General features: G+C 62.5%; 26 protein-coding genes. 7 read left to right on the forward strand and 19 right to left on the reverse strand.

The genetic code is table 11. The annotated features are described in order from the left end of the window. Nucleotides 1-146 precede the first annotated feature (146 nt). The 10 genes from CSQ92_RS20725 to rpsP all read right to left on the reverse strand — a co-directional run bounded on the left by CSQ92_RS20725 (nt 147) and on the right by rpsP (nt 7,664). Nucleotides 147-1,616 (reverse strand): carbon-nitrogen hydrolase family protein, encoded by a 1,470-nt coding sequence (locus CSQ92_RS20725; protein WP_099395250.1) that lies wholly within the window; start codon nt 1,614-1,616, stop codon nt 147-149. Further along, on the reverse strand, nt 1,613-2,431 hold the full coding sequence (locus CSQ92_RS20730; RefSeq protein ID WP_099395251.1) for an AraC family transcriptional regulator: 819 nt from the start codon (nt 2,429-2,431) through the stop codon (nt 1,613-1,615). The genes CSQ92_RS20725 and CSQ92_RS20730 overlap by 4 nt, the downstream gene beginning before the upstream one ends. A 206-nt stretch (nt 2,432-2,637) precedes the next feature. Further along, nucleotides 2,638-3,087 (reverse strand): CBS domain-containing protein, encoded by a 450-nt coding sequence (locus CSQ92_RS20735; RefSeq protein WP_035825422.1) that lies wholly within the window; start codon nt 3,085-3,087, stop codon nt 2,638-2,640. An 81-nt stretch (nt 3,088-3,168) separates the two neighbouring features. Further along, nucleotides 3,169-3,504, reverse strand: coding sequence for a DUF3579 domain-containing protein (locus tag CSQ92_RS20740; protein WP_029496213.1), 336 nt, complete (start codon nt 3,502-3,504; stop codon nt 3,169-3,171). 225 nt (nt 3,505-3,729) lie between these two features. Next, nucleotides 3,730-4,689 carry a CobD/CbiB family protein gene (locus CSQ92_RS20745; protein WP_034759859.1) on the reverse strand — a complete coding sequence of 320 codons (960 nt, stop codon included), beginning with the start codon at nt 4,687-4,689 and terminating at the stop codon, nt 3,730-3,732. A 97-nt stretch (nt 4,690-4,786) separates the two neighbouring features. Then, entirely contained in the window at nt 4,787-5,446 is a 660-nt protein-coding gene (locus CSQ92_RS20750) for a CoA pyrophosphatase (RefSeq protein ID WP_034781809.1), read from the reverse strand. An 81-nt stretch (nt 5,447-5,527) separates the two neighbouring features. After that, complete coding sequence (gene rplS, locus CSQ92_RS20755; protein WP_010395528.1) at nt 5,528-5,911, reverse strand: 50S ribosomal protein L19; 384 nt, start codon at nt 5,909-5,911, stop codon at nt 5,528-5,530. A gap of 133 nt (nt 5,912-6,044) precedes the next feature. Beyond that, the gene (gene trmD / locus CSQ92_RS20760) at nt 6,045-6,791 is read right to left on the reverse strand and encodes a tRNA (guanosine(37)-N1)-methyltransferase TrmD (protein WP_070282502.1); all 747 of its coding nucleotides are present in this window, start codon (nt 6,789-6,791) and stop codon (nt 6,045-6,047) included. 50 nt (nt 6,792-6,841) lie between these two features. Then, nucleotides 6,842-7,399, reverse strand: a complete 558-nt coding sequence (gene rimM, locus CSQ92_RS20765; protein ID WP_070282501.1) for a ribosome maturation factor RimM — start codon at nt 7,397-7,399, stop codon at nt 6,842-6,844. Nucleotides 7,400-7,412: 13 nt separating this feature from the next. Next, complete coding sequence (gene rpsP / locus CSQ92_RS20770; protein ID WP_010395524.1) at nt 7,413-7,664, reverse strand: 30S ribosomal protein S16; 252 nt, start codon at nt 7,662-7,664, stop codon at nt 7,413-7,415. Nucleotides 7,665-7,952: 288 nt separating this feature from the next. Here rpsP and CSQ92_RS20775 point away from each other — a divergent pair, with 288 nt between their 5' ends. Together CSQ92_RS20775 and CSQ92_RS20780 are read left to right on the forward strand one after the other, a co-directional pair. After that, nucleotides 7,953-8,387 (forward strand): NINE protein, encoded by a 435-nt coding sequence (locus CSQ92_RS20775; protein WP_034781788.1) that lies wholly within the window; start codon nt 7,953-7,955, stop codon nt 8,385-8,387. A gap of 137 nt (nt 8,388-8,524) precedes the next feature. Beyond that, nucleotides 8,525-9,151, forward strand: coding sequence for a glycine zipper 2TM domain-containing protein (locus CSQ92_RS20780; protein ID WP_070282499.1), 627 nt, complete (start codon nt 8,525-8,527; stop codon nt 9,149-9,151). 139 nt (nt 9,152-9,290) lie between these two features. Here CSQ92_RS20780 and CSQ92_RS20785 read toward each other — a convergent pair whose 3' ends face one another. The 6 genes from CSQ92_RS20785 to CSQ92_RS20810 form a co-directional block, all read right to left on the reverse strand. Next, nucleotides 9,291-11,081 (reverse strand): acyl-CoA dehydrogenase, encoded by a 1,791-nt coding sequence (locus tag CSQ92_RS20785; protein WP_099395252.1) that lies wholly within the window; start codon nt 11,079-11,081, stop codon nt 9,291-9,293. 92 nt (nt 11,082-11,173) lie between these two features. Continuing rightward, nucleotides 11,174-12,106, reverse strand: coding sequence for an electron transfer flavoprotein subunit alpha/FixB family protein (locus CSQ92_RS20790; protein ID WP_034781780.1), 933 nt, complete (start codon nt 12,104-12,106; stop codon nt 11,174-11,176). Nucleotides 12,107-12,148: 42 nt separating this feature from the next. Then, nucleotides 12,149-12,898, reverse strand: a complete 750-nt coding sequence (locus tag CSQ92_RS20795) for an electron transfer flavoprotein subunit beta/FixA family protein (protein WP_034759884.1) — start codon at nt 12,896-12,898, stop codon at nt 12,149-12,151. A gap of 256 nt (nt 12,899-13,154) precedes the next feature. Beyond that, a complete protein-coding gene (locus tag CSQ92_RS20800; RefSeq protein ID WP_225317265.1) occupies nt 13,155-13,412 on the reverse strand; it encodes a sulfurtransferase TusA family protein in 258 nt (85 codons plus the stop codon). Nucleotides 13,413-13,619: 207 nt separating this feature from the next. Then, nucleotides 13,620-16,232 (reverse strand): alanine--tRNA ligase, encoded by a 2,613-nt coding sequence (gene alaS / locus CSQ92_RS20805; RefSeq protein ID WP_034781778.1) that lies wholly within the window; start codon nt 16,230-16,232, stop codon nt 13,620-13,622. Nucleotides 16,233-16,351: 119 nt separating this feature from the next. Next, nucleotides 16,352-16,825, reverse strand: a complete 474-nt coding sequence (locus CSQ92_RS20810) for a Fur family transcriptional regulator (protein ID WP_034781775.1) — start codon at nt 16,823-16,825, stop codon at nt 16,352-16,354. 157 nt (nt 16,826-16,982) lie between these two features. Here CSQ92_RS20810 and CSQ92_RS20815 point away from each other — a divergent pair, with 157 nt between their 5' ends. Continuing rightward, on the forward strand, nt 16,983-19,040 hold the full coding sequence (locus tag CSQ92_RS20815; RefSeq protein WP_180277076.1) for a TonB-dependent receptor domain-containing protein: 2,058 nt from the start codon (nt 16,983-16,985) through the stop codon (nt 19,038-19,040). An 89-nt stretch (nt 19,041-19,129) separates the two neighbouring features. On the opposite strand, the gene ugpQ is transcribed toward CSQ92_RS20815, so the two are convergent. Continuing rightward, nucleotides 19,130-19,867, reverse strand: coding sequence for a glycerophosphodiester phosphodiesterase (gene ugpQ / locus CSQ92_RS20820; protein ID WP_099395253.1), 738 nt, complete (start codon nt 19,865-19,867; stop codon nt 19,130-19,132). 197 nt (nt 19,868-20,064) lie between these two features. Between ugpQ and CSQ92_RS20825 the strand changes: the two genes are divergently transcribed. Then, nucleotides 20,065-21,183, forward strand: coding sequence for a sensor histidine kinase (locus CSQ92_RS20825; RefSeq protein ID WP_099395254.1), 1,119 nt, complete (start codon nt 20,065-20,067; stop codon nt 21,181-21,183). Next, on the forward strand, nt 21,180-22,046 hold the full coding sequence (locus CSQ92_RS20830) for a LytR/AlgR family response regulator transcription factor (RefSeq protein ID WP_099395255.1): 867 nt from the start codon (nt 21,180-21,182) through the stop codon (nt 22,044-22,046). The genes CSQ92_RS20825 and CSQ92_RS20830 overlap by 4 nt, the downstream gene beginning before the upstream one ends. A gap of 19 nt (nt 22,047-22,065) precedes the next feature. On the opposite strand, the gene CSQ92_RS20835 is transcribed toward CSQ92_RS20830, so the two are convergent. Next, nucleotides 22,066-22,392 carry a hypothetical protein gene (locus CSQ92_RS20835; protein WP_099395256.1) on the reverse strand — a complete coding sequence of 109 codons (327 nt, stop codon included), beginning with the start codon at nt 22,390-22,392 and terminating at the stop codon, nt 22,066-22,068. Between the two features lie 166 nt (nt 22,393-22,558). Between CSQ92_RS20835 and CSQ92_RS20840 the strand changes: the two genes are divergently transcribed. Further along, complete coding sequence (locus tag CSQ92_RS20840; protein WP_099395257.1) at nt 22,559-23,212, forward strand: hypothetical protein; 654 nt, start codon at nt 22,559-22,561, stop codon at nt 23,210-23,212. A gap of 5 nt (nt 23,213-23,217) precedes the next feature. Here CSQ92_RS20840 and CSQ92_RS20845 read toward each other — a convergent pair whose 3' ends face one another. Beyond that, entirely contained in the window at nt 23,218-24,495 is a 1,278-nt protein-coding gene (locus tag CSQ92_RS20845) for an MFS transporter (protein ID WP_249153968.1), read from the reverse strand. Nucleotides 24,496-24,603: 108 nt separating this feature from the next. On the opposite strand from CSQ92_RS20845, the gene CSQ92_RS20850 reads away from it, so the two are divergent. Further along, complete coding sequence (locus CSQ92_RS20850; protein WP_070282479.1) at nt 24,604-25,506, forward strand: LysR substrate-binding domain-containing protein; 903 nt, start codon at nt 24,604-24,606, stop codon at nt 25,504-25,506. Nucleotides 25,507-25,519 lie beyond the last annotated feature (13 nt).

Genomic DNA, 25,519 nt, shown 5'->3' on the forward strand with positions numbered 1-25,519 from the left:
AGTGCAATATATATGCCGGCATCGCGGCTATATATGCACGGCAATGGTGCAATCATCGGCGGCGATTATGTGGCTGCCTGCGCGGAATATAAAATAAGAGCGTGCAATACGCTTTTTGCGCATTGCAGCAAAACGGAGATTACCCGTCAGGAAGCGGGCGCGGCGCGGCGGCCCACGCCCAGCAAAATCACGCCCAGCACCACGCACAGCCAGCCGAATAGCGGCCCCAGCCATCCTGCCCAGGTAGCAACGCTCGGGTGCGCCGGCAGCGGCGCCAGCAAGGTACTGCCCGGCATGGCGCTGCTGGCCCGCTCCGCCAGCACGCGTCCATACGCATCACTGACCGTCAGCACACCCTCGCGCGCCGCGCGCAGCACGGCATAACCGTTTTCCACGCCGCGCACCACCGTCATGCGCGCCCCCATCCAGGCGTCCAGCTGGAAATCCCAGGCCGGCACCAGCATCGCCTGCGCCCCGGCCGCGCCATACGCCTGTCCCAGGGGTGCGAAATGCATGTCCTTGCAGATGGCCAGTCCCATGGCCATCCCCGCTACCGGCTGCACGGCATAGGCGCTGCCGGCAAGAAACTCGCGCTCGGGCGGCGCCAGATGATGTTTTTGATAGCTGACAGGCGCAGCGCCATCGGGCGCGAACAGCCACGCCAGGTTGCGCCGGCCGGCAGCGTCCTGCACGCCGAGCCCCAGGGTGATCCACGCGCCCGTGCTGCGCGCCAGCGCCTGGAAGCGCTGCCGCACGGCGTCCGCCTGCGCTGGGGCCAGCACGGCTATCTTTTCCGGCAACAGCACCAGCCTGGCGCCCTGCCCGGCCAGTTCTTCGACATGGCGCGCGTACTGGTCCCAGATGGCTTGTGCGCGCGCTGGCGGCGTGGCCGGGCCGATAAAGTCATCGATAGCCACCAGCCCCGCCAGCGGCCCTGCCGGCGCCAGTGCCGGCGCGCCCTGCACGCGCCAGGCGCCGCCTGCCCAGGCGGCCGCCAGCAGCAGCGCGGCGGCACCGGCCGCTGGCGCATACGCGCGGCCGCCTGCCAGCAGCAAGGCCAGCGCGGATGGCGCCAGGCACAGCAAAAACAGCAGGCCAGGCACGCCCGCCAGGGCCGCCACCTGCAGGACGGCAAGGTTATCCGCTTGCGAATACGCGAGGCTGCCCCAGTTACCGTCCGGCAGCAAGGCCGCCATCAGCGTATCGATGGCCACCCACAGCACGGGATACGCCAACACCGTCCAGGGCGCCCGGTAGCGCAGCACGAGGCGCCGCGCGGCCAGCACCACCAGCAGCCACAACAGTGCCTTGACGGTGATCACGGCCAGCACGGCCGGCAAGGGCATGAGCAGGCGGAAATAGGCAAAGTTCGATGACAGGCCCAGCACAGCGGCCAGGACCGTCATCCAGGCCGCATCGCGGCGCGACGAGCGCAGGGCCAGCCACAGCACGGGCAGCGGCGCGCACCAGGCCAACCAGCCCAGCGGCTGCGGTCCCAGCACCCAGTACAGGGGCAGGCCCGCCGCCAGCGCGGCGGCGGTTTGGAACAGGCGCTGGCGTAGCGCGGTGCCGCCGGCAAACGCAGCCGATGTAGTCAAGCTTGGGAACATGCTCATGCTTTCAAGGGGAGCCAGATTTCCACGCCGCCGATGCCGCTGGCGGGATTGAAATGCTGGTCGTAGCGTTCAAAATCGGGCGCGTCGGCCACTTCCAGCCCGGACTGGGGCAGCCATTCGTTCCACACCGTGTGCCAGGTGGCGCGGATGGTGGAAATATGCCCGCGGTGATGAAACACGGCGTAGCGCTGCGGCGCGATGCGCAGGCGCGTCCAGCCCTCGGGGGCCTGGGAAAAGTCGCTTACCGGCATGGCGCACAGGTAATCGAAATTGCCCGCGTCGTCATTGTTGCAGCACACGCCGTACACCAGCTGGCCGGGCGCCACATGGGGCAGGAAGCGCTGCCACAGGGCGGGGATGCCGGCAGCCGTTTCCGCGCGATAACGTTCGACGAAGCCCGCCACCAGCAAGGCGGGGCCCTGCTCGAAACGGGGCGCGTCCAGGGGCACGCCCGGCGCCACATCCATTTTGATGGCCTCCACCAGCGCGAGGTTGCCGACATGGCGCTGGGCCCGTACCCGCTCCGGCGTGATCTGGAACTGCTCGCGGAAGGCCCGCGTAAATGCCTCGTGGGAACTGTAGCCCGCTTCCAGCGCGACGGCGAGGATGTCTTGCGCGCCCTGCGCCAGCGCGCGCGCCGCCTCGCTGAGCCGGCGCGCCCGCACATAGCGCATCACGGAATGGCCCGTGGCCAGGCCAAACGCACGCGTCAAGTGACATGGCGAGGCGCCGCCCACGTGGGCGATGTCGCCGAGCGAGATATTCTCCGCATAGTGCGATTCGATATACCAGAGTGCCTTGGCCAGATAGTGCATGAACGCTTCCCGTTGAACGAGCAGCGACTGTAGCATTTTCGGGAAGCCATGACTTGACCGGAATTGCGCAATAACCGGCGCGCTGAACACCTGACAAAACCGTAGCGAGCGGCAGTGATTTGTGGTTGAGAAGCGCAGGCGTACTGTAGTACGGTGAGCATCGCCGACCGCAAAGCGCGATGCGCAGTAGGTTTTGACAGGTGTTCCTACTTCCGGGTGCGCTTTTCGTACACCAGCTGGCCGCTGCTGATGCGCGCCAGCTCGGCCATTTCCTGGGCCAGGAAGGCGAGCAGGTCGTCGATGCTGACGACGCCGGAGAGCGCGCCCAGGCTGTTGACCACGGGCAGGCGGCGGATGCCGTTGACGCGCATGCGTTCGATGATGTCGTAGACATCCTCGTCTTCGCTGGCGGTCAGCAGCTGCGCGCTCATGATGTCGCCCACCAGCAGGCTGGCGGGGTCGAGGCCCAGGGCAATGACGGAAATGACGATGTCGCGGTCGGTGAGGATGCCGATGGGGACGCGCTCGCCGTTCGGCTGCTCGGCCACGATCAGGTCACCCACGTGGTGCTGGCGCATGAGCAGCGCCGCGTCTTGCACGCTGGTGTCACGCTGGCAATGGATGGTGTGCAGGGTACAGATGTCGCCGATGCGCATGTCGCCACTCCGTTTGAGGCCGAGTGTCCACGCTACGCCAGCCCGCCGTGGCGGGTTTGAGGCACATCAATGAAACGGGTCTTACTTTTCTTCGGGGGGCGGCAGGAAACAGGCTTCGACGATTTGCAGGTCATTATCCTTGGCAAATTCGCGCACGAAGTGAAACGCCATCGGTTCGATCTCGCGCAACTTGGTGTTGACCACCACCGACTTGACGCCATTGACGACGGTCGGGCGCACGTAGGGCGAATACTGGAGGTGCGCATTGCGCCCGCCACCTTCGGGATTGAAACAGGACATCACTCCGCAAAGGCGCTCGGCCCAATCGCTGGGTCGGAATTGCTTGCCATTGCTGGTGAGACCAAGGATGAAGAACTCGTCTGAGAGTTCCCCTGTTTTTTGAGATAACTCGGCCATGTGGCTTGTCGGGACTGGATTGCGTGAATGGCCCCGGCGGGTAAGCCGGGCTGGTAATTCAACTACGTTTGCTGCGGTAAGCCAGTATTATATCTTATAGAAGACTTGGGTTCTACCTCGATCTGCCCTGACTATGCAAACAGGGGCCGGCACGCCTTGCGCGCCAGCCCCTATTTTAACCTTGTTCCACGCGCAAGGCGCATGGATGGCGCATGTGCGCCCGCGTCAGCCGAGGAAAACGGCGCCCGACATCAACAGCAGCAGCAGCATCCACAGCAGCAGGGCGCGCCACACGAGGCCCACCGTACTCTGCAAGGCGCGCGCGCCCGGCTCTTCGCCTGGCAGGATATCGCTTTCGCTGTCGCTGTCATCGACGGCCATGTCCGGCGTGACGAGCACGCGGGCCGCCGTTTCCGCTGGCGTGCCCAGGCGTACGCCCATGGCGCCGCCGCCGGCCGTCAAAATGATGCCGATGGCCTCGTCCTGCCAGCGCTGGGCGAAGTTGCGCCAGGCGTAGATGGCATCCTCGAAATTGCCGACCACGGCAAACGCCACGGCCGTCAGGCGCACGGGAATCCAGTCGATCCAGTAAAAGGCGCGCGCGGCGAACTGGCCGAACGCTTCATTGCGCATGTGCTCGGGCTCGTTCCAGGCACGCGCCAGGTATTCGGCCACGCGGTACATCACGGCGCAAGCAGGGCCCAGCGGCATGAGGAACCAGAAGAACACGCCAAATACATTGCGGTGCGTGGTGACCAGGGCTTTTTCCACGGCGATGCGGGCGATTTCGCTCGCTTCCATGCCCACCGTGTCGAGCTTGGTCCACTCGGCCAGCAAGGTACGCGCGGTCGCTTCGTCGCCGGCGCTCAGGGCCAGCTGGATCGACGTGAAGTAATGACTGTAGTGGCGGAAGCCCAGGGTCAGGTAGACGATGAGGACGTTCCAGGCAAAGGCCAGCAGGGTCAGCTGATAATGCTGCAAGAGCCAGTAAATGCCGGCCGTCGGCACCATCAGCACGCCGATCATGAGGAACCAGCCCATGCGGCCATGGTTGGCGTGGCCGGCATTGAACCAGGTCTCCATGCGCATTGCCAGGCTCTTGATTTCGGCGTAGATCGGATTGTCCGCGCGCAAAGGTTTGAGCTGCTCGATCAGCAATGCGCAAAGTATGGAGAGAAATGTCATCAAACGTCCTTTTTGTCTTTTTCAGCAATACCGCAATGCCCGCTACGATAGCGCAGTGCAGTGCTGGAATCAAACTTATTACGTGCGGGGCGCCATTTTACGCGCGCAAGAGGTGAAACAGATTGCGCAGCATGCCGGCGGTGGCGCCCCAGATGTAGAAGCGCTCGTACGGCATGGCGTAGAACGAGCGCCGTCCGCCGGGCAACTCCACCGACAGGCGCTGATGGTTGAGGCCATCCATGAGGAAGACCAGCGGCACTTCGAAGATTTCCGCCACTTCGGACGGGTCGGCGCGCAGCTCGAACGGCGGCGTCACCAGGCCCACCACAGGCGTGACCTGATAGCCGGTACCCGTCAGGTAATCGGGCAGGCAGCCCAGCACTTCGATATGTTCGCGCGCCAGGCCCACTTCTTCTTCCGTTTCGCGCAAGGCCGTGGCGATGGGCGACGCATCGAAGGCTTCGCTGCGCCCGCCTGGAAAGCTGACCTGGCCCGCATGGCTGCTCAGGTGGTCCGTGCGCATGGTCAGCAAGATGGTCAAGCCCTGTGGCCGTTGCACCAGGGGAATAAGCACGGCGGCGCGCACGGGCACGGCACGGGCGGAAAGAAAATCCTGGGTAATCTCGGGCTGCCAGTCAGGCTGTTCGGCCAGGCGCTGGCGCAGCCAGGCGGGCGTCAGGCGCACGGCGTCCAGCGCCGCCTCGCCGGCGATCGAATCGATGGCGAGTTGTTTTGGATCAAATGCGATAGTGGCCATGGCAGCTTGCCTCAATAGCAATTCAGAATAAAAAAAGGGGCACCATAACAGGCACCCCTTTTCCCAACGCAGACGCTGATATTACGCGCTTGCTTTCGCCACAACGCGGCGATTTGGCAATTTTTCTTTGATACGCGCCGATTTACCCGAACGCTCACGCAGATAGTACAGCTTGGCGCGGCGAACGTCACCACGGCGTTTCACTTCGATCGAAGCGATCAGCGGCGAGTACAGTTGGAACGTACGCTCAACGCCTTCGCCGGACGAGATCTTGCGAACGATGAAGTTCGAGTTCAGGCCACGGTTACGACGGGAGATAACGACGCCTTCGTAAGCCTGGGCGCGCTTGCGCGTACCTTCGACTACGTTGACGCTGACGATAACGGTATCGCCTGGTGCGAATTCAGGAATGGTTTTACCCAGACGAGCAATTTCTTCCTGCTCTAATTGTTGAATCAAGTCCATTTTTATAACTCCGAAAACCATCATGCCGGCGCACTGTGGATAGCAAGTATCCGCCCGGTAGAGGATGGGTATTACCAATTTGGGCAACATGCCCGGCACTGCAAGGCCACCCTGCTTGCCGTCCGAAAACGGCTTACAGGCTGGCCAGGAATTTTTCGTCGGTCTTGCTGAGCAAGCCGGCGGCACGCGCGCTAACCAGCAGGTCAGGCCGCTTTGTCGCGGTCGCTTCCAGCATGCGCTGGCGGCGCCACTTGACGATCTCGGCATGATTGCCACCCATCAAGACGGGCGGCACGGCCATGCCTTCATATGTTTCCGGCCGCGTGTAGTGCGGCGAATCGAGCAAGCCATTGACGAAGCTGTCCTCGATGGCCGATGCCTCGGTGTTCAAGACACCCGGCAACAGGCGGATCACCGCATCCATCAGCGCCATGGCAGGCAATTCACCGCCCGACAGGACAAAGTCGCCGACGCTGATTTCTTCGTCGACGCAACGGTCCAGCAAACGCTGGTCCACGGCTTCATAGCGGCCACACAGGATAACCAAACCAGGTTCGGCTTTCAGTTGCGTAACGCGCTCGTGCGTCAACGGACGGCCTTGCGGCGACATGAACACCACGCGGGGCGCCGCCAGACCGAGATCGGTCTGGCGTTGCTTCGCAGCATGAATTGTCGCTTCGAGGGGACGGGCCATCATCACCATGCCGGGGCCGCCGCCATACGGGCGGTCATCCACGGTACGGTGATTGTCGGTCGTGAAATCACGGGGATTCCACAGCGACAAGCCACATTTCCCCTGCTCGAAGGCGCGCCGGGTCACACCCGACTGCGTCAGCGCGGCAAACATTTCCGGGAACAGGGTCACGACATCAAATTGCATCGTTCACCATCCTGCAAAGTTTGCCCGGCGCAAAGTTAAGCGCAGGCGGTTTAATAATCGAGGCCCCAGTCGACCGTGATCTTGCTGGCAGCCTTGTCAACGTTAATGACAAACTGGCCAACAAACGGGATCAGGCGCTCAGGCGCCTTTTCAACGGTCTCATCGGCAGTGGCGACGGGCGTAACGCGCAAGATCGACTGCGGACCATTGCTCATCATGTCGTGCACTGTGCCGAGGCACTCGCCTTGCAAATTCTCGACTGTCAGTCCGATCAGATCGGACCAATAAAATTCATCGGCCGTCAGCGTCGGGAAATGGCTACGCGGAATTTGCACAGAGACGCCTTTCAGCGCTTCTGCGGCATCCCGCCCGACCACACCCACCAGCTGGGCCACGACGTCGCCGCCGTGTAACTTCGCTTGCCTGACTTGAACATCATGCAAGGTCGGTTTATCAAACCACCAAGTTTTGACGCTTAATAATGCATCCGCATCTTCGGAGAAAGGAGTGATCCTGACTCCGCCAGCAATGCCATAAGCACCGGAGACATAGCCTACCTGTACCAGGTCATCGGGGACTTTCACCCCGGATGCAGTCTTGACCGTCAAACCAGTGATCTAATTAAGCTGCTGCTTTGTTGTTGCTGGCTACCAGGCGAGCAACGGTTGGCGACAATTGTGCGCCAACGCCTTGCCAGTAGGCCAGACGGTCTGCGGTGATACGCAGTGGAACTTCGCCACCTTGCGCCATCGGGTTGTAAAAACCGATACGCTCAATGAAGCGACCATCGCGGCGATTGCGCGAATCAGTAGCGACGATGTTGAAGAACGGGCGCTTCTTGGCGCCTCCACGAGCTAAACGAATAACGACCATAATATTTCCAAAAAGTGTGCTGAGGCGGAAAAAGCCGCAAATTATAGCGCGCTTTACCGCCAGGCAGCAAGCGTTATGATGACGGGCGTGTAATTTGGGCTAATCAAACATTATGACCAGTCATGGCCGAAGACGCAATAGGCGCGTGCGTCTATCGTGCCTGCCATGCCACGTCCAAGCGGTGATCTTGCACAACAGCATCGCCTGAACGCCGTCTGAAAGTGCTATCGTTGCGGCAAGCAATGACCGATACTGGCAATCTTTACCGATGAGCAACTCTGGAGTCCCATGACCACCGCTACCATTTTGCAGCAGTCGCACAAGAACAAGGCATTCACGACACTACTGGCCTTCCTGCTGGGCATGCTGGGCGCCCATCGCTTCTACCTGCATGGCAGCAAAGACCGCTGGGGCTGGCTACACCTGGCCGCCCTGCCCGCCTCCTTGCTGCTGCGCCAGCTGTTTCCCGAGGCGGACTGGTTTTACCAGATTTTGCCGCTGACCCTGTCCGCCCTGGGCGGCTTCCTGGAAGCGCTGGTGCTGGGCCTGATGCCGGACGACAAGTGGGATGCGCGCTACAACGCCGCCTCCGGCCGCCTGTCGGACACGGGCTGGCCCCTGGCCGTGGTGCTGGTCGCTACCTTGATGCTAGGCGCAGGCGTGCTGATCGCCACCATGGCGCGCCTGTTCGACTTGCTGTATACAGGCGGTGCCTACGGTTAATTTCCATACGGAAAATGACTTCAGATATGGCGCGCCACACGCACATGTAAGTGTTGGTAAGCAATCATGATTTTCCTCTATACTGCATTCACAATGCCGACATTACTGGCACATTTAACACCCCCTAGGAGAAGATCATGATTCGTCGCCCACTCATCCTCGCAGTCGCCGTCACGGCCCTGTTCAGCACCTCCGCCTTCGCGCAAAACCTGTCGCCGAAGGCGCAATACGCCTACGACACCAAGCAAGCCAGCACGCGCTATGCGGATGACAAGAAACTGTGCGCAGAAGAAAGCAGCTCGAAAGCCCGCATGCAATGCCTGCGCGACGCCAAGGGCGAATACGACCAGGCCATCATCAACGCCAAGGCCGCGCAAAAGGCCGGCAATTCGTACGCAGGCCAGAACAACAAGCCAGCCCAACAGCAGATCTGCGCCGAGTGCGGCAAGGTGCTGGCAGTCAACGTCGCTGAAAAAGCGGGCGAAGGCGGCGCGCTGGGCATGATCGGCGGCGGCGTGGCCGGCGCCCTGCTGGGCCGCCAGGTCGGCGGCGGACGCGGCAAGGACCTGGCCACCCTGGCCGGCGCCGCCGGCGGCGCTTTCGCAGGCAAGCAAGTCGAAGGCCACATGAAAAACAGCAAGGTGTGGACTGTCACCGTGCAATACGAAACAGGCGCCAAGGCTGATTTCGCGTTTGACCAGGATCCAGGCCTGGCCGCTGGCGACCTCGTGCGCAATTCCGGTAATGGTATTGCCAGAAGATAAGCCCAACCCAAGAAAGACCGGGGTCGTACCCTGAGGGTACGACCCCGGAATTTGCTTTGGGGCTAAAAAAGAAAAAGCGCTGGAGAGTGATCTCCAGCGCTTTTTGCATTCAACCAGCTTGCACTGGCCAAGCTTCCACTTAAAACTGCTCTTCCGACAAGGCCATCACGCCGGCGCTGCCATCGATGATGGTGGCGCGCAGTCCTGGCGCTTGCGACAGGATGTGGTCGGCAAAGAAGCGCGCCGTGGCGATTTTTGCCTTGTAGAATGAAGCGTCGCCGCTGCCTTCGCCCAGCTTTTGCTGCGCCACCACGGCCGCGCGCGCCATTTGCCAGCCACCCAGCACGATCCCGGCCAGTTTCAAATAGGGCACGCTGCCCGCGAACACGGCCTTGATGTCCGTCTTCATGTTCGCCACCACGTACTCGACCACGGCTTCCAGCGCGGCGCTGCCTTCGGCCAGGTGGCGCTGCATGGCCTGGAAGTCGGCGCCGGACAGTTCGCCCAACTGGGCTTCCGTGGCGCGCACCTGGGCGATGATGGCTTTCGCCACGGCGCCGCCGTCGCGCACCGTCTTGCGGCCCACGAGGTCGTTCGCCTGGATGGCTGTGGTGCCCTCATAGATGGTGAGGATCTTGGCGTCGCAGTAATGCTGGGCGGCGCCCGTCTCTTCGATGAAACCCATGCCGCCATGCACTTGCACGCCATCGCGCGTGACGTCCTGCGACATTTCCGTGGCCCAGCCCTTGATCACGGGCACCAGGTATTCATACGTCGCCAGGCTTTCCGCGCGCACTTCCGCCTCCGGATGGTGGTGCGCCACGTCGCTGATGGCCGCGCCCACGTAGGCCAGCGCGCGCGCCGCCTCCGTCTGCGAGCGCATGGACATCAGCATGCGGCGCACGTCCGGGTGGTGGATGATGGACACCGGGCCGGGCGAGCCCGCCAGGTCGCGCGACTGCACGCGGTCCTTGGCGAACGCCACGGCCTGCTGGTAGGCGCGCTCGGCCAGGCCGATGCCTTGCAAGCCCACGCCGAAGCGGGCCGCGTTCATCATGATGAACATGTATTCGAGGCCGCGGTTTTCCTCGCCCACCAGGGTGCCGATGGCACCGCCGTGGTCGCCAAACTGCAATACCGCCGTCGGACTGGCCTTGATGCCCAGTTTATGCTCGATGGAAACACAGTGGGCGTCGTTGCGCGCGCCCAGGCTGCCATCGGCATTGACGAGGAATTTCGGCACGATGAACAGCGAGATGCCTTTCACGCCGGCGGGGGCGTCCGGCGTACGGGCCAGCACCAGGTGGACGATATTTTCCGCCATGTCGTGTTCGCCGTACGTGATGAAAATCTTCGTGCCGAACACTTTATACGTGCCGTCGTCCTGCGGCACGGCGCGCGTGCGCACGGCGGCCAGGTCGGAACCGGCCTGCGGCTCCGTCAGATTCATGGTACCCGTCCACTTGCCGGATACCAGGTTTTCCAGGTAAACCGCCTTTTGCTCATCGCTGCCGGCCGTCAGCAGCGCTTCGATGGCGCCGTCCGACAGCAGAGCGACCAAAGCGAACGAGATGCTGGCCGAGTTGAGCATTTCGATGCACGGCGTGGCCAAGAGCTTGGGCAAGCCCTGGCCGCCAAATTCCGTCGGGTGCTGCACGCCCTGCCAGCCCGCTTCGCCATACGCCTTGAACGCTTCCTTGAAGCCTTTCGAGGTGGTGACTTGGCCGTCGTGCCAGAAGCTCGGCTCCTTGTCGCTGGGGCCGTTCAAGGGGGCCACCACGCCGCCGCAGAACTTGGCGTTCTCTTCCAGCACGGCTTCGGCCGTGTCGGGCGTGGCGTCTTCGCAGCCGGGCAAGGTGTGGATTTCGGCCAGGCCGGCCAGTTCGTTCATCACGAACAACATGTCTTTCAGCGGGGCTTGATAGCTCATCTTCTTTTCTCCAAGAAAAAAGCCACGCGCGGCTCGCCGTGTGGGGCGGGCCGGCGTGGCTTTGTCAGTAACAAAACCGGAAGGGGTGTGACTTAACCCAGTTCTTTGACCAGTTGCGGCACGATCTCGAACAGATCGCCCACGATGCCGTAGTCGGCCACGGCAAAGATCGGCGCTTCAGGATCCTTGTTGATGGCGACGATGGTTTTCGAGTCTTTCATGCCGGCCAGATGCTGGATCGCGCCCGAGATACCGACGGCGATGTACAGCGATGGCGCGACGATCTTGCCCGTCTGGCCCACTTGCCAGTCGTTCGGCACGAAGCCGGCGTCGACGGCGGCGCGCGAAGCACCCATGGCGGCGCCCAGCTTGTCGGCCAGCGGCTCGAGGATATGGAAGTTCTCGGCCGAACCCATGCCACGGCCGCCCGACACGATGATTTTCGCGGCGGTCAGTTCAGGGCGGTCAGACTTGGCCAGCTCGCGGCCCACGAAGGCCGATTTGCCATTGTCGGCAACGGCGGCGACGGTTTCCGTGGCAGCCGAACCGCCGGTGGCGGCAGCCGCGTCGAAACCGGTGGTGCGCACGGTGATGACCTTGATCTTGTCGCCAGATTGCACGGTAGCAATCGCGTTACCGGCGTAGATCGGACGCTCGAAGGTGTCAGGGGAATCGACCTTGGTGATTTCCGAGATTTGCGCGACGTCCAGCTTGGCGGCCACGCGTGGCAGGATGTTCTTGCCGTAGGCGGTGGCTGGCGCCAGGATATGGCTGTAGTTGCCGGCGATGGCCAGCACTTGCTCGGCCACGTTTTCGGCCAGGCCGTCGGCAAAATACGGCGCGTCGGCCACGATGACTTTCGTCACGCCGGCGATTTGCGCGGCGGCAGCGGCAGCGGCCGATGCGTTCGAACCTGCGACCAGTACGTGCACGTCGCCGCCGCACTGGGCGGCCGCGGTCACGGTGTGGTGGGTGCTGCCCTTTAAGGTAGCGTTGTCGTGTTCAGCAATAACTAATGCGACCATGATGTGTCCTGTAATTGTTCTGGATAAACGGCGGGGCCGCGCTTAGATGACTTTGGCTTCGGTACGCAGCTTGGCGACCAGGGTAGCGACGTCAGGCACCTTGATACCGGCCGAGCGCTTGGCTGGCTCGACGACTTTCAGGGTCTTCAGGCGTGGCGCAACGTCGACGCCCAGGTCTTCCGGCTTGACGGTCTCGAGCGGCTTTTTCTTCGCCTTCATGATGTTCGGCAAGGTCACATAGCGTGGCTCGTTCAAACGCAGGTCGGTGGTGATAATCGCTGGCAAGGTCAATGCCAGGGTTTCCAGGCCGCCGTCAACTTCGCGGGTAACGGTGACTTTACCGTCTTCCAGCACGACTTTCGAAGCGAACGTGGCTTGCGGCCAACCCAGCAGGGCTGCCAGCATCTGGCCGGTCTGGTTGCTGTCGTCATCGATGGCTTGCTTGCCCAGGATGATCAGTTGCGGCTGCTCTTTCTCGGCCAGGGATTTCACCAGCTTGGCGACAGCCAGCGGTTCCAGTTCAGTCGTCGTTTCCACCAGGATGCCGCGGTCGGCGCCGATGGCCATGGCCGTGCGCAGGGTTTCCTGGCACTGCGTCACGCCGCAGGAGATGGCGACCACTTCAGTGACCTTGCCAGCTTCTTTCAGGCGCATCGCTTCTTCCAGTGCGATCTCATCGAAAGGGTTCATCGACATTTTGACGTTGGCGGTATCGACGCCAGTGCCGTCACTCTTGACGCGGACTTTGACGTTGTAGTCGACCACGCGTTTGACGGGTACCAAGACTTTCATAGCTATGCCTTTGGGAAATTATAAAAATGACGGATCAAGTGCTGATTGTGCGTTCGATTATAAGAGAAATTTGAATCCTGAACCGAATTTAAGCACGATCGTGCGATTTTTTGTTAGAGCAATCCATCTAAACTGTCCAGCTTTGAGGATTTCAGGGGGCTCGGCCGCTACGCTGCAGGGCAGCAAAAGGGCCTGAAAGTGACGCGGCACGGCAAGGAGAAACCAGGCCGCACCACGGGGGCCCCGGCTGGCAGAATTATTTGCGTTGCATCAGGAAGACGAACTCGGTGCCCGTCTGCACATGCGACAGCAGGGCATTGCCCGTTTGCTTGGCGAAAGCCTGGAAGTCGCGCACGGAACCGGGATCGGTTGCCATGATGCGCAGCACTTCCCCGCTCTGCAGCTCTGACAAAGCCTTTTTCGCCTTCAGAATCGGCAACGGGCAATTCAAGCCCCGCGCGTCGAGTTCTTTGTGAAATTCCATAATCTCGGTATCAAGTAGTGTGTCGCTCATCATCAATATCCCACCATTGTTTTGTTGTACTGATTTTCGACATACTACTCTAAATCAGGGGCATTGACGCGCTGCACCAAAATAGTTCATCGGCTGTTGTGGTGTCACAACGAGATTCCACACGGCAAAACGGCCCACAAACAGTGTCTGCGGGCCGTTTTCAAGGGGCTGTGGGACGAAAACCCCGCATGCCCTCTAGCTTACGCCTTATTTTGCGCGTTCGCCGACCCAGGCCGGCACGCCAGCCAGGGCATTCGCCAGGCCGCTCGGATCGGTGCCGCCAGCTTGCGCCATATCGGGGCGTCCGCCGCCTTTTCCGCCCACTTGCTGTGCAACGAAGTTCACCAGCTCGCCCGCTTTGACCTTGGAAGTCGCATCCGCCGTCACGCCGGCGATCAGGCTGACCTTGCCGTCCGCCACGCTGGCCAGCACGATGGCGGCCGTTTTCAGCTTGTCCTTCAGCTTGTCCATGGTTTCGCGCAAGCGGGCCACGTCGGCGCCGTCCAGCACGGCTGCGAGCACCTTGATGCCGTTGACATCGACGGCTTGCGTGACCAGTTCATCGCCCTGGCCCGAGGCCAGTTTCGATTTCAGCGCGGCCAGTTCCTTCTCCAGCGCCTTCACATGGTCCTGCACCTGGCCGATGCGGGCAGTCAGCTCTTCCGGCTGCGCCTTCAGTGCGTTAGCCGCTTCGACCAGGCGGCGGTTGATGGTTTGCACCAGCGCCAGCGCGCCCTCGCCCGTCACGGCTTCCACGCGGCGGATGCCGGCGGCAACACCGCTTTCGCCGATGATCTTGAACAGGCCGATATCGCCCGTGCGCTGCACGTGGACGCCGCCGCACAGCTCTTTCGAGCTGCCGATGTCGAGCACGCGCACTTCGTCGCCGTATTTCTCGCCGAACAGGGCCATCGCGCCATGCTTGACGGCATCGTCAAACGACATCAGGTGCGCTTGCGTGGCACGGTTTTCCAGGATCTCTTTGTTGACGATGGTTTCCACGGCGGCAATCTGCTCGGCCGTCATCGGCGCATTGTGGCTGAAGTCGAAACGGGTCTTGTCCGGGTCGACCAGCGAACCCTTTTGCGCCACGTGGCTGCCCAGCACTTCGCGCAAGGCCTTGTGCATCAAGTGCGTGGCCGAGTGGTTGCGGATGGTGCGCGCGCGCTTGGCCGTATCGACTTGCGCCGAGACGGCGTCGCCTACCTTCAGCACGCCCGACTCCAGCACGCCGTGGTGGCCAAACACGTCGGCCTGGATTTTCAGCGTGTCGCTGACGGCAAAGCTGCCTGCGCCCGAGGAAATCACGCCCTGGTCGCCCACCTGGCCGCCCGATTCCGCATAGAACGGCGTGGTGTCGAGCACGACGATGCCATCCTGGCCCGCCTTCAGTTCCGTGACCTGCGTGCCGGCCGCGTACAGCGCCACGACCTTGCTGCTGAACGTCAATTGATCGTAGCCGACGAAGGTGTTTTTCTCGCCCGTGTACTCGACCTTGCTGTCCTTGTGCGTCTTGCCGCCCTTGCGCGACAATTCCTGGCTTTCCTTCAGGGCCGCGTCGTAGCCGGCCTGATCGAAGGTGATATTGCGCTCGCGGCAGATATCGGCCGTCAAGTCTGGCGGAAAGCCATACGTTTCATACAGCGTGAAGGCAGTGGCGCCGTCGATGCCGGTGGCATCCTTGGCCAACTGCGCTTCCAGCACTTTCATGCCCGTTTCCAGGGTTTCGCCGAAACGCTCTTCCTCGGCTTTCAGCATGCTGGCGACGTTGTCTTTCGCTTCTTCCAGCTCGGGATAGGCGCCGCCCATCTCGATGGCCAGGTCGGCCACCAGCTTGTAGAAGAACGGTTTCGTCTGGCCCAGCTTGTGGCCATGGCGCAAGGCGCGGCGGATGATGCGGCGCAGGACATACGCGCGGCCTTCGCTGCCCGGAATGATGCCGTCGACGATCATGAAGGCGGCGGCGCGGATGTGGTCGGCGATCACGCGCAGCGACTTGTTTTCCAGGTCCGTGGCGCCCGTTTCGCGCGCGGCAGCCTTGATCAGGTGCTGGAACAGGTCGATCTCATAGTTCGAATGCACGTGCTGCAGCACGGCGGCCAGGCGCTCCATGCCCATGCCCGTGTCGACGCACGGCTTCGGCAGCTTGTGCATGACACCGGCTTCGTCGCGGTTGAACTGCATGAACACCAGGTTCCAGATTTCAATGAAGCGGTCGCCATCTTCGTCAGGCGAGCCCGGCGGGCCGCCAGGAATGTCGGCGCCATGGTCGTAGAAGATTTCCGTGCATGGACCGCATGGGCCCGTGTCCGCCATCTGCCAGAAATTGTCCGACGCGTAGCGCGCACCCTTGTTGTCGCCGATGCGGATGATGCGCTCGGTCGGCACGCCGATTTCTTTCGCCCAGATATCGTACGCTTCGTCATCTTCGATGTAGACGGTGACCGTCAGCTTGTCAGCCGGCAAGCCGTACACCTTGGTCAGCAATTCCCACGCGTATTGAATCGCATCGCGCTTGAAATAATCGCCGAAGCTGAAGTTGCCCAGCATTTCAAAGAAAGTATGGTGGCGCGCCGTGTAGCCGACGTTTTCCAGGTCGTTGTGCTTGCCGCCAGCGCGCACGCAGCGCTGCACCGAGGTGGCGCGCGTGTACGGACGGCTGTCCGTGCCCGTAAACACATCCTTGAATTGCACCATGCCGCTGTTCGTCAACAGCAAGGTCGGATCGTTGCCTGGCACCAGGGAGCTGGAACGGACGATGGAATGGCCCTTGGACTCGAAAAATTTGAGGAACTTGTCGCGGATTTCAGTTGATTTCATGTTTTTTTGGCAAAGAGTGGCGGCAGCTTTAAAGGGAAGATTATACGTGATATGGAGTGCGGCAATGACGGCTGGCCAGGGCATTGTTGCGCCCGTGCCAACATCGACGACCTGCCCGCTCAGGCCGGGTCGTGGTGGCTGGCGCAGGCGTGCGGTGCAGGCGCGGCCTTGGCTCCGGCAGCGGCGCCTTTGGCCGCAGAGCCTGTGGCGCCGGCGGCGGCATTGCAGTCGGCGCAGCGGCCGTACAGGGTCAGCTCGTGGCGCTCGACAACAAAGCCTTGGGGCGCCATGCGCTTCAAGTCGCCCGGGCAATCATGCACGTCGAACACGCGCTGGCATGTGGTGCACTGGAAATGGTGGTGGTGGTGATTCGCGACCGTGTTCGACTCGTAGCGCGGGTTTTCACCCGGCAAGGTCACCACGTGCACTTTTTCTTCCAGTACCAGGGACTTCAAATTGCGGTAGACGGTGGCGATGCCCAGCTGCGTCACTTGCAAGCTGGCCTGTTCGAGGATTTCCTGCGCCGACAGGGGGCGCTGGGCCGACTCGATGGCGGCTTGAATAGCGGTTTTTTGACGTGTTGTGCGTTCCATAGCCGACAGAATACACCATCCGACTATATCTACCGTCCGGAAAAACTGTCACACAGTAATGATAATGGGTTATCATTATCATCTTAGGGCAGGCTATTTCCTTTTCACGCGCTGCCCCAACCCTGCCAACACTGATAGCCGATAAGGAACCTTGCCCATGTCCGTCCGTCCTCACCAACCCACTCCCCTCGCGCTGGCCATCATGCTGGCCTTTGCCGCTCCCGCCAGCGCCCTGGCGCAGCAGGCCGCCACCTTGCCTGCTGTCACCGTCTCGGCCAGTGCGCTGGCCCTGGGCAGCGACGACATGAGCACGCCCGTGACCGTACTCGAAGGCGAGGCACTGGTGCGCGCCCGCGAAGCGACGCTCGGTGAAACCCTGGCCGGCCAGCCCGGCATCACGTCCAGCCATTTCGGCGCCGGCGCCAGCCGCCCCATCATCCGCGGCATGGATGGCCCGCGCGTCAAGGTGCTCTCCGATGGCGCCGAAGTGCAGGATGCATCGACCATCAGCCCCGACCATGCTGTCGCAGCCGAACCGATGCTGTCGGAACAGATTGAAGTCTTGCGCGGCCCGTCCGCGCTGGCCTACGGCGGCGGCGCCGTCGGTGGCGTGGTCAATGTGATCGACAAGAAAATCCCCACGCGCGTGCCGGCAAAAGGCTTTGAAGGCAGCGCGGAAGTGCGCGCCAACTCGGCCGCGCGCGAAAAGGCGGGCGCCTTTGAAGTGACTGGCGGCTCCGGCAACATCGCCTTCCACGCGGAAGGCGTCAAGCGCGACGCGAAAGAATACAAGGTCGGCAGCGGCTGGGAAGGCGGCTCGAAAGTGGCCGGCAGCTACAACAAGACGGACACGGGCAGCGTGGGCGTGTCGTGGGTGGGATCGCGCGGCTTCCTGGGCCTGGCCTTCACCAGCCAGCACGCGGAATACGGCTTGCCTGGCCACAACCATGAATTCGAGAGCTGCCACCCGCACGGCACGCACCTGCATTGCGGCGGCCACGAAGGCCACGACCATGGCGATGAAGAGGAACATGACCACGATCACGGGCATGAAAGCGTGCCGTACGTGAAGCTGAAGAGCGAACGCTGGGATGTACGCGGCGAGTTGCGCGACCCCGTGCCCGGCTTCGCCAAGCTGCGCCTGCGCGCCGCGTTCACCGACTACAAGCACGACGAAATCGAAGGCACGGAAATCGCCACCACCTTCAAGAACAAGGGCCACGATGCGCGCCTGGAAATGGAACACCATCCCGTCTTCGGCTGGCGCGGCGTGGTCGGCCTGCAAACGTCGAAACGCGATTTCTCCGCTCTCGGTGAAGAAGCGTACGTGGCGCCGACGGTAACGAAGAAACACGCGGCTTTCCTGGTGGAAGAATACAAGCTCGACCAATGGCGCTTCGAAGCGGGCTTGCGCCACGAATGGCAGGACATCACCGTCGACAGCGCCACCTTGCAAGACCGCAGCGCCAAGGGCACGTCCGTGTCTCTGGGCGCCGTGTGGAAATTCGCGCCCCAGTATTCGCTCGGATCGACCATCTCGCGCACGCACCGCCTGCCCAGCGCCGAGGAACTGTATGCGCACGGCGTGCACATGGCCACGGCCACGTATGAGCTGGGCAATGAAAACCTGGGCAAGGAAACGTCGAACAATATCGACTTGACCTTGCGCAAATATGCGGGCGCCACGACCTTCTCGGCCAGTGCCTACCGCAACAAGGTCGACAACTACATCTTCGGCTCCACCCTGGACAACCACGAAGGCTTCCAGCTGATCCAGTACGCCCAGCGCGACGCCACGTTTACGGGCGTGGAAGGCCAGATCCGCCAGCAATTGAACCCCATGTTCGGCGCCAGCGTGTTCGGCGACTACGTGCGGGCCAAGCTGGCCAACGATGGTGGCAACTTGCCGCGCATCCCGGCCCAGCGCGTCGGCGTGAAGTTCGATGCCAACTGGCAGGCATGGAGCGGCGTGGCCGAGTTCTATCGCGTGGGCAAGCAGGATAAAGTGGCAGCGTTCGAAACGGCAACCCCGGGCTACAACATGCTGAACCTCTCCGCCAACTACGACACGCGCATCGGCACGACGCCGGCCCAGTTCTACATCAAGGCGAATAACTTGACGAATGAACTGGCGTACAGCCACACCTCGTTCATCAAGAATGCGGCGCCATTGATGGGGCGTAACTTGACGGTTGGTATGCGCGTGACGTTCTAAGGATGGAAGCGTAGGTCGGCTTAGCGCGTGGCGCCTAAGCAGACGTTGCCACGGCACCATGAAGTCGGATTACGCTACGCTAATCCGACCTACGCCTTGATCAGATCGATCCTGTCCGTGCAAAAACCGTCCACGCCCCAGGCCAGCAGCTCGCTGGCCCGTTCGGGCGTGTTGACGGTATAGCAGAACAACCCGTATCCCGCCTCCTTTATCTCTCGCGCCAGCTCCGGCGTCATCTGCTGGTGATCGCAATGGAGCGCCACCACGCCCAGTTCGCGCGCCTGTCGTTCCCAGCCATCCGGTATCTGTTCGACCAGCCAGCCGCGCGCCAGTTCCGGCGCCGCCTCGCGCGCCGCTTGCAAGGCTTCGATGCTGAACGATGACAGCAGCGGCAGCAATTCCCCTGCCGCGATTTCCTGCGCAAAGTAACCGCGCGTGGCGCGCGCCACCGCCTCGCCCGTGGGCACGTCGAAGCCGGGCGCCGGCTTGATTTCGATATTCATCCAGATGCGCTGCGTCTTGCAATAGCTGACAACGGCGTCAAACGTGGGCACGCCCTCGCCCGCGAAAGCGGGGCCAAACCAGGCGCCCGCCTCCATCGCTCCCAGCTGCGCGGCCGTGTAATCGCTGACATGCCCGCTGCCGGCCACGGTGCGCCCCAGTTCGGGATCGTGCACGACGACTGGTACGCCGTCGGACGCCAGCATGACGTCGAATTCCACGGCATGGTAGCCGTAGGCGAGGCCGCAGCGCAGGGCGGCCAAGGTATTTTCAGGCGCCAGGATGCCGCCGCCGCGGTGCGCCAGGGTACGTGGATAGGGCCACATGATGCTTCCTTTATCGCAATTTCATGGATACAGACTGTCTTGCCATACTATTGCGTGCCTGTCCTGAAAAGTAAAGCGGCCCCGTTTGGCGACCCGCCGCGGCGACTGGCGGCGCGCCAGCCCCGTTTCGTCGCAGCCCGGTTGCGCCCTGGCTTGCGCTGGCACACAATGCCCCATCGCTACCAGCAGACAACAACATGAAAACCGACGCTCCATCCGCCGTTGCGCCAGCAGCCAAGGCCAGGTCTCCGTACTACCGCATGCTGCACGATGCGCGCTACGCACTGGCGCTGAACGTGATCTGCGCGCTGGTCATTACCTTCATCCTCAACCCGGGCAGCCATTTTGGACAAAACCTGGTCGCCTCGATGTGCATCGGCACGATCGCCTTCCTGCTGATCGACGGCATGCGCCTGACGTTATGGGGCGCTGACCAGCGGCCCAAATTCCTGCCCTTCATGCTCATCATCCTGATTTCCGTGCCCGTGGCGCAAGTGCTGGGCCTGACCCTGTTCAGCTGGCTGACGGGCGTGGACGTGGGCGGCTTCGAAAACCTGCTGCCCACGCAGATGGTCAGCACCCTCGTGTTCACTTTGCTGGCCACGGGCGGCGCCGTGCTGTTTTTCTCCAGCCGCGAAAAGATTACCCGCCTGCAAATGGCGGCAGCCCAGGAAAAGGCCCGCGCCGAATCCGTGGCGCGCCAGGCCATGCAGGCGCAGCTGCAATTGCTGCAAGCGCAGATCGAACCGCACATGCTGTTCAACACCCTGGCCAACCTGCAGGGCCTGATCAGTTTTGATCCAGACCGCGCCCAATTGCTGCTCGACCAGCTGATCCAGTATTTGCGCGCCACCCTCTCTTCCTCGCGCGCCGAATCGACCACTCTCGAGCAGGAGTTTTCCCTGATGCAAGCCTACCTGGGCCTGATGTCCATCCGCATGGGCGCGCGCCTGAGCTTTGCGCTGGACTTGCCCGAGGCTTTGCGCCAGATCAAGGTACCGCCCATGCTGCTGCAGCCGCTGGTGGAAAACGCCATCCAGCATGGCCTGGAACCAAAGATCGAAGGCGGCCATATCCATGTGCAAGCCTCCACTGACGCTGGCGTGCTGATTCTTACCGTCAGCGACGATGGCCTGGGCCTCAACCATCCGGGCCAGACCAAGGGCACGCACCTGGGCGTGGAAAATATCCGCGAACGCCTGCGCGGCATGCACGGCGATGCCGCCAGCCTGTCGCTGGCCGCCAACCATCCGGCAGGCGCGACCGCCCGCCTGACATTTCCCCTTCCACCCACCATCACGAGTCCCCTCGCATGAGCCAACACACCCCACGCGCGCCACGCGCCCTGATCGCCGAAGACGAACCGATACTCGCCGCCGCCCTCGCGCACGCCTTGCAGCGGCTGTGGCCGGAACTCGACATTGTCGCCACCTGCCCCAACGGCGTGGAAGCCTTGCAGCAAGGCCTGGCGCTGCAGCCCGACATCCTCTTTCTCGACATCAAGATGCCAGGCAAGACGGGCCTGGAAGCGGCCGAGGAGCTGGCAGAGCAATGGCCGGACGGCGTCCCTTTTCCTCACATCGTGTTTGTTACCGCTTACGACGAATACGCGCTGGCCGCCTTCGAGCACGCGGCCGCCGATTACGTCTTAAAACCCGTCAACGATGCGCGCCTGGGCAAGACGGTGGAACGCCTGCAGCAGCGCTTGCGCGACAGCGGCGGTGGCAATGCTGCGGCAGCGCCGGCGAACGCGACAGCGCCCACCACTACGGTGGCACCGGCAGCCGGATCCGCCAGCGACGACAACATGGCCCGCCTGCTGAGCCAGCTACAAGCCATGCTGCCGCCCGCCCCGCGCCTGCAAATGATACGGGCGGCCGTCGGCAACAGCGTGCGCATGATCGCCCTGGCCGACGTCGTGTATTTCGAAGCGCTGGACAAATACATCAACGTCGTGTGCCAAGACAGCGAAGCGCTGATACGCACGAGCCTGAAGGAACTCTTGCCCCAGCTGGACCCGCAACAATTCTGGCAAATTCACCGGGGCACCATCGTCAACGCCAGCGCCATCGCCACGGCCGTGCGCGACGAGGCGGGCAAGCTGTCGCTGACCCTGCGCCAGCACCCGGCGCAGCTGCGCGTCAGCCCTCTATATGCCCATCTGTTCCGCCAGATGTGAAGCGGTCAAAAGGTAGGGCCTAGTGCAACTGGTGCTTCAGGTCCGACAATTCATCATGCACCTTGAGCACGGCGCTCTTCATTTCCGGCGTCACGCTGGCCGCCGCGCCGCACGCCCGCTTGGCGCGGTCGCCCAGTGATTCCATCTGGTCAACGGCTTGCCGGATGCGCGCATCGTCTTGCGTGTCGATGGCTTGCCGCACGGCGTTCTTTTGCTGGTCCAGCTGGTTGATGCAATCCTTCAAGTCCATCGGCATGCCCTGCTGCTTGCCGCACAGCTGGGCCGCCTGGCCGATCGCGTGTTCGATGGCGCCAAAGCGCCGTGCCACTTCCTTTACTTGCATCATGATGATCTCCTGTTCGCGTGGTGTCCGGGTTGGATCACCAGACTGGCGCAGGGTTCCCCGCCAGCCGCCATGGCATCGAAATTTCCATGTGGCACTTTTTTGTAAGCGCTTGTGACATTTTAGATAATTATCAAATCTTCAGATACATTGGCGTACCTGAACCATCATGCCCTCCATGACCTCGCTGACTACCTTGCCCCGCCGCGCTCCCGGCCTGCTGCTGATTGTCCTGCTGCACGTGGGCCTGGCATATAGTGTCTTGCAGTCGCGGCCCCGCGCTATCACGGACGAACACCTGCCGCAGGGCCCGGCCATCGCCTGGCTGCGCTACACGCTCCCGGCGCCGCCCAAGCCTGTCCCCATACCATTGCCCAACGTAAAACCAGCCGCCGCGCGCCTGCCGCGCCTGCCCGTGCCGGCGCCCGTCAGCCGCCCCTTGCCCGTTCCCGCCGCCGAGCAGGCGCCGGCGCCAGCAACGCCGGAAGCGATCACACTCGTCGCGCCACCCAGCGCGGCCGATATCCTGGCGCAAGCCAAGCGCGACGTGGGCAAGATCGACAGGGAGTTGCGCAAGGAATTCCCGCAGCGGGGAGAGCAAAAACTGGACGACACAGCCTTCAAGCGCATGCAGCAAGGCTTTGCCGAGGCCTACGCAGCCGTGCCGCCGAAATGGTATGAAGCGTCAAGAATCGAGGAAATCGGCGCGAATGAGGCCAAAGGCAGCCGCACTTATAAAATCACCAGCGCGCTGGGTAGCTTGTGCGTGACCACGCGCGCGGGCAAGCAGGGGGAAACGATGATCGGCATGTGCCCCAAATAGCTGCCTCAGCCCACCGCTTCGCGCGCCCCCAGCGGCTGCAAATGGCGCAGACGCAAGGCGATCAGCAGGCCGCCGCCCAGGCACAGGCCCAGCATGATGACCACGCCCGTCCAGCCGTCGAAGCCCCACATCATGCCCGAGGCGGAACCGATCAGGCTCGATCCCAGGTAATAGAACAGCAAATAAAAGGCCGAGGCCAGGGCCTGCGGTGCGCGGGCACGGCGGCTGACCCAGCTGCTGGCGATCGAATGCGAGGCAAAGAAGCCGAAGGTGGCCAGCGCCATGCCGATGACGATCAGCGGCAGGGAATCGAACAGGGTCAATAAAATGCCGGACAGCATCACCGACAGCATGATCCACAGCACGCCCCGGCGCCCCAGGCGGTCCACCAGACGGCCTGCCCAAACGGAACTGAAGATGCCGATCAGATACAAGAAGGCCAGCAAGCCGACGGTACTCTGGCGCAAGCCAAATGGCGCGGCCAGCAGGCGGTAGCCGATGTAATTGTACAAGCTGACGAAACACCCCATCAGCACGAACGCCAGGCAGAACAGCCATGGCAAGCCCCGGTCGGAAAAATGCTGCTTGATGGCATGCGGCAAGGCATTCCAGCCTTTGGTGCTGGGCACGAAATTCTTCGACGCGGGCAGGCTGCGCCAGAATTCGGCCGCCGCCAGCACGCCGGCCACGCCCAGCACGCCCAGGGCCCAGCGCCACGACAGGAAATCGCTGAGCATGGACGCCACCAGCCGCCCCGACATGCCGCCAAACGCGCTGCCCGCAATATACAAGCCCATCGACAGGCCCAGCGATGGCCCCTCGATTTCCTCGCCCAGATAAGCCATGGCCACGGCCGGCATGCCACCCAGGGCAATGCCCAGCGCGGCGCGAATCGCCAGCAGCTGCGCATAATCCTGCGCGAAGGCGGACAAGATGGTGAGGATCGCGGCGGAAAACATCGACGCCACCATCAAGGGCTTGCGACCGACCCGGTCCGAGACGGCGCTGAGCAGCACCAGCGAGATGGCCAGCAAGCCGCTCGACACGGACAAGGACCAGCTGCTTTGCGCCGGCGTCAGATGAAACTGGTGCGACAGCAGCGGAAACAGGGGCTGGATGCAATACAGCAGGCTGAAGGTGGAAAAGCCGCCAAAGAACAGGGCGCGGTTGCTGCGCTTGAATTCCGCCGTACCTTTGGCGATGGCCGAACGGGGAGCGGGAGGAGCAACAGGAGCCAGCGCCGGAGTGGCGACGGAGGCAAAAGCAAGCGATGAATCAGACATGGCCGTGTTTCGAAGAGGAAGCGAGTCTTCATCTTAGGATTGCCAACTCATATCGTCCAATATATATTCAAGGCCCAACTCATACTTTAAAACGATTACTGGACAAATATGGAACTGCGCCACCTGCGTTACTTTGTCGCCGTCGCCGAGGAGCTGCACTTCACGCGCGCGGCCGAGCGCCTGCACATCGGCCAGCCGCCGCTGAGCCAGCAAATCCAGGCGCTGGAGGCGGAATTGGGGGCGCAGTTGTTCGAGCGCAACAAGCGCTCCGTGCGGCTGACGCAGGCGGGCACGCTGTTCCTCGACGATGCGCGGCGCATCCTGGCCCTGTCGGAACAGGCGGCCGTCACGGCGCGCCGGGCGCAGCGGGGCGAAGCGGGCGAACTGCGCATCGGTTTTACGTTTTCCACGCCGTTTACGCCGTATTTTGCCACCGTCATCAACCGCTACCGCCAGCAATTCCCGCACGTCACCTTGACCCTGCATGAAATGGCGACCCTGCATCAACTCGAGGCGATCTCGGGCAGGACGATGGACCTGGGCTTCGTGCGCCCGCCGGAAACGACGTACCCCTCCGATATCAAGCTGACGCAATTGCGCCAGGACCCGCTGTTCCTCGTGCTGCCCGTCGCCCACGCGCTGGCGGCCAAGAAGGCGATTGCCATTGCCGACATGGCGGGCGAAGGTTTTGTCATGTACCCCAAGGATGCGGGCACGGGGATTTATCCGCAGATCTTCCGCCTGTGCAAGGCGGCAGGCTTCGTGCCCCAGGTCGCGCAGGAAGCGGGCGAGGCGTCGACCATCATCGGCCTGGTGGCGGCCGGCTGCGGCATTTCCGTGCTGCCCGCCTCGTTCGACCGCATCCGCATGGATGGCGTGTGCTACCGCCCGATCGCCGACCCGCAGGCGACGACCAGCTTATTGCTTGCACAAAGGGAGGAAGAGACATCGCCACTGGTGGCGGCATTCGTGAAACTGGCCGAGGAAGCGGCGCTGGAAGAAAAAGAATAGGCCGGCAAGTGCC

Source organism: Janthinobacterium sp. BJB446, from assembly GCF_002735655.1.
GTDB lineage: Bacteria > Pseudomonadota > Gammaproteobacteria > Burkholderiales > Burkholderiaceae_D > Janthinobacterium > Janthinobacterium lividum.

What these genes read in the sequence shown, in the direction of transcription:
- CSQ92_RS20800 (WP_225317265.1), bottom strand. Translation starts at nt 13,412, where the DNA reads ATGAGCGACACACTACTTGATACCGAGATTATGGAATTTCACAAAGAA.
- trmD (WP_070282502.1), bottom strand. Translation starts at nt 6,791, where the DNA reads ATGCAATTTGATGTCGTGACCCTGTTCCCGGAAATGTTTGCCGCGCTG.
- CSQ92_RS20845 (WP_249153968.1), bottom strand. Translation starts at nt 24,495, where the DNA reads ATGTCTGATTCATCGCTTGCTTTTGCCTCCGTCGCCACTCCGGCGCTG.
- CSQ92_RS20735 (WP_035825422.1), bottom strand. Translation starts at nt 3,087, where the DNA reads ATGCGCATCGGCGACATCTGTACCCTGCACACCATCCATTGCCAGCGT.
- ugpQ (WP_099395253.1), bottom strand. Translation starts at nt 19,867, where the DNA reads ATGTGGCCCTATCCACGTACCCTGGCGCACCGCGGCGGCGGCATCCTG.
- CSQ92_RS20750 (WP_034781809.1), bottom strand. Translation starts at nt 5,446, where the DNA reads ATGGCCACTATCGCATTTGATCCAAAACAACTCGCCATCGATTCGATC.
- CSQ92_RS20725 (WP_099395250.1), bottom strand. Translation starts at nt 1,616, where the DNA reads ATGAGCATGTTCCCAAGCTTGACTACATCGGCTGCGTTTGCCGGCGGC.
- CSQ92_RS20830 (WP_099395255.1), top strand. Translation starts at nt 21,180, where the DNA reads ATGAGCCAACACACCCCACGCGCGCCACGCGCCCTGATCGCCGAAGAC.
- CSQ92_RS20825 (WP_099395254.1), top strand. Translation starts at nt 20,065, where the DNA reads ATGAAAACCGACGCTCCATCCGCCGTTGCGCCAGCAGCCAAGGCCAGG.
- CSQ92_RS20850 (WP_070282479.1), top strand. Translation starts at nt 24,604, where the DNA reads ATGGAACTGCGCCACCTGCGTTACTTTGTCGCCGTCGCCGAGGAGCTG.
- CSQ92_RS20790 (WP_034781780.1), bottom strand. Translation starts at nt 12,106, where the DNA reads ATGGTCGCATTAGTTATTGCTGAACACGACAACGCTACCTTAAAGGGC.
- CSQ92_RS20745 (WP_034759859.1), bottom strand. Translation starts at nt 4,689, where the DNA reads ATGACATTTCTCTCCATACTTTGCGCATTGCTGATCGAGCAGCTCAAA.
- CSQ92_RS20835 (WP_099395256.1), bottom strand. Translation starts at nt 22,392, where the DNA reads ATGATGCAAGTAAAGGAAGTGGCACGGCGCTTTGGCGCCATCGAACAC.
- CSQ92_RS20815 (WP_180277076.1), top strand. Translation starts at nt 16,983, where the DNA reads ATGTCCGTCCGTCCTCACCAACCCACTCCCCTCGCGCTGGCCATCATG.
- CSQ92_RS20810 (WP_034781775.1), bottom strand. Translation starts at nt 16,825, where the DNA reads ATGGAACGCACAACACGTCAAAAAACCGCTATTCAAGCCGCCATCGAG.
- CSQ92_RS20840 (WP_099395257.1), top strand. Translation starts at nt 22,559, where the DNA reads ATGCCCTCCATGACCTCGCTGACTACCTTGCCCCGCCGCGCTCCCGGC.
- CSQ92_RS20775 (WP_034781788.1), top strand. Translation starts at nt 7,953, where the DNA reads ATGACCACCGCTACCATTTTGCAGCAGTCGCACAAGAACAAGGCATTC.
- CSQ92_RS20795 (WP_034759884.1), bottom strand. Translation starts at nt 12,898, where the DNA reads ATGAAAGTCTTGGTACCCGTCAAACGCGTGGTCGACTACAACGTCAAA.
- CSQ92_RS20730 (WP_099395251.1), bottom strand. Translation starts at nt 2,431, where the DNA reads ATGCACTATCTGGCCAAGGCACTCTGGTATATCGAATCGCACTATGCG.
- rpsP (WP_010395524.1), bottom strand. Translation starts at nt 7,664, where the DNA reads ATGGTCGTTATTCGTTTAGCTCGTGGAGGCGCCAAGAAGCGCCCGTTC.
- alaS (WP_034781778.1), bottom strand. Translation starts at nt 16,232, where the DNA reads ATGAAATCAACTGAAATCCGCGACAAGTTCCTCAAATTTTTCGAGTCC.
- CSQ92_RS20740 (WP_029496213.1), bottom strand. Translation starts at nt 3,504, where the DNA reads ATGGCCGAGTTATCTCAAAAAACAGGGGAACTCTCAGACGAGTTCTTC.
- CSQ92_RS20780 (WP_070282499.1), top strand. Translation starts at nt 8,525, where the DNA reads ATGATTCGTCGCCCACTCATCCTCGCAGTCGCCGTCACGGCCCTGTTC.
- CSQ92_RS20785 (WP_099395252.1), bottom strand. Translation starts at nt 11,081, where the DNA reads ATGAGCTATCAAGCCCCGCTGAAAGACATGTTGTTCGTGATGAACGAA.
- rplS (WP_010395528.1), bottom strand. Translation starts at nt 5,911, where the DNA reads ATGGACTTGATTCAACAATTAGAGCAGGAAGAAATTGCTCGTCTGGGT.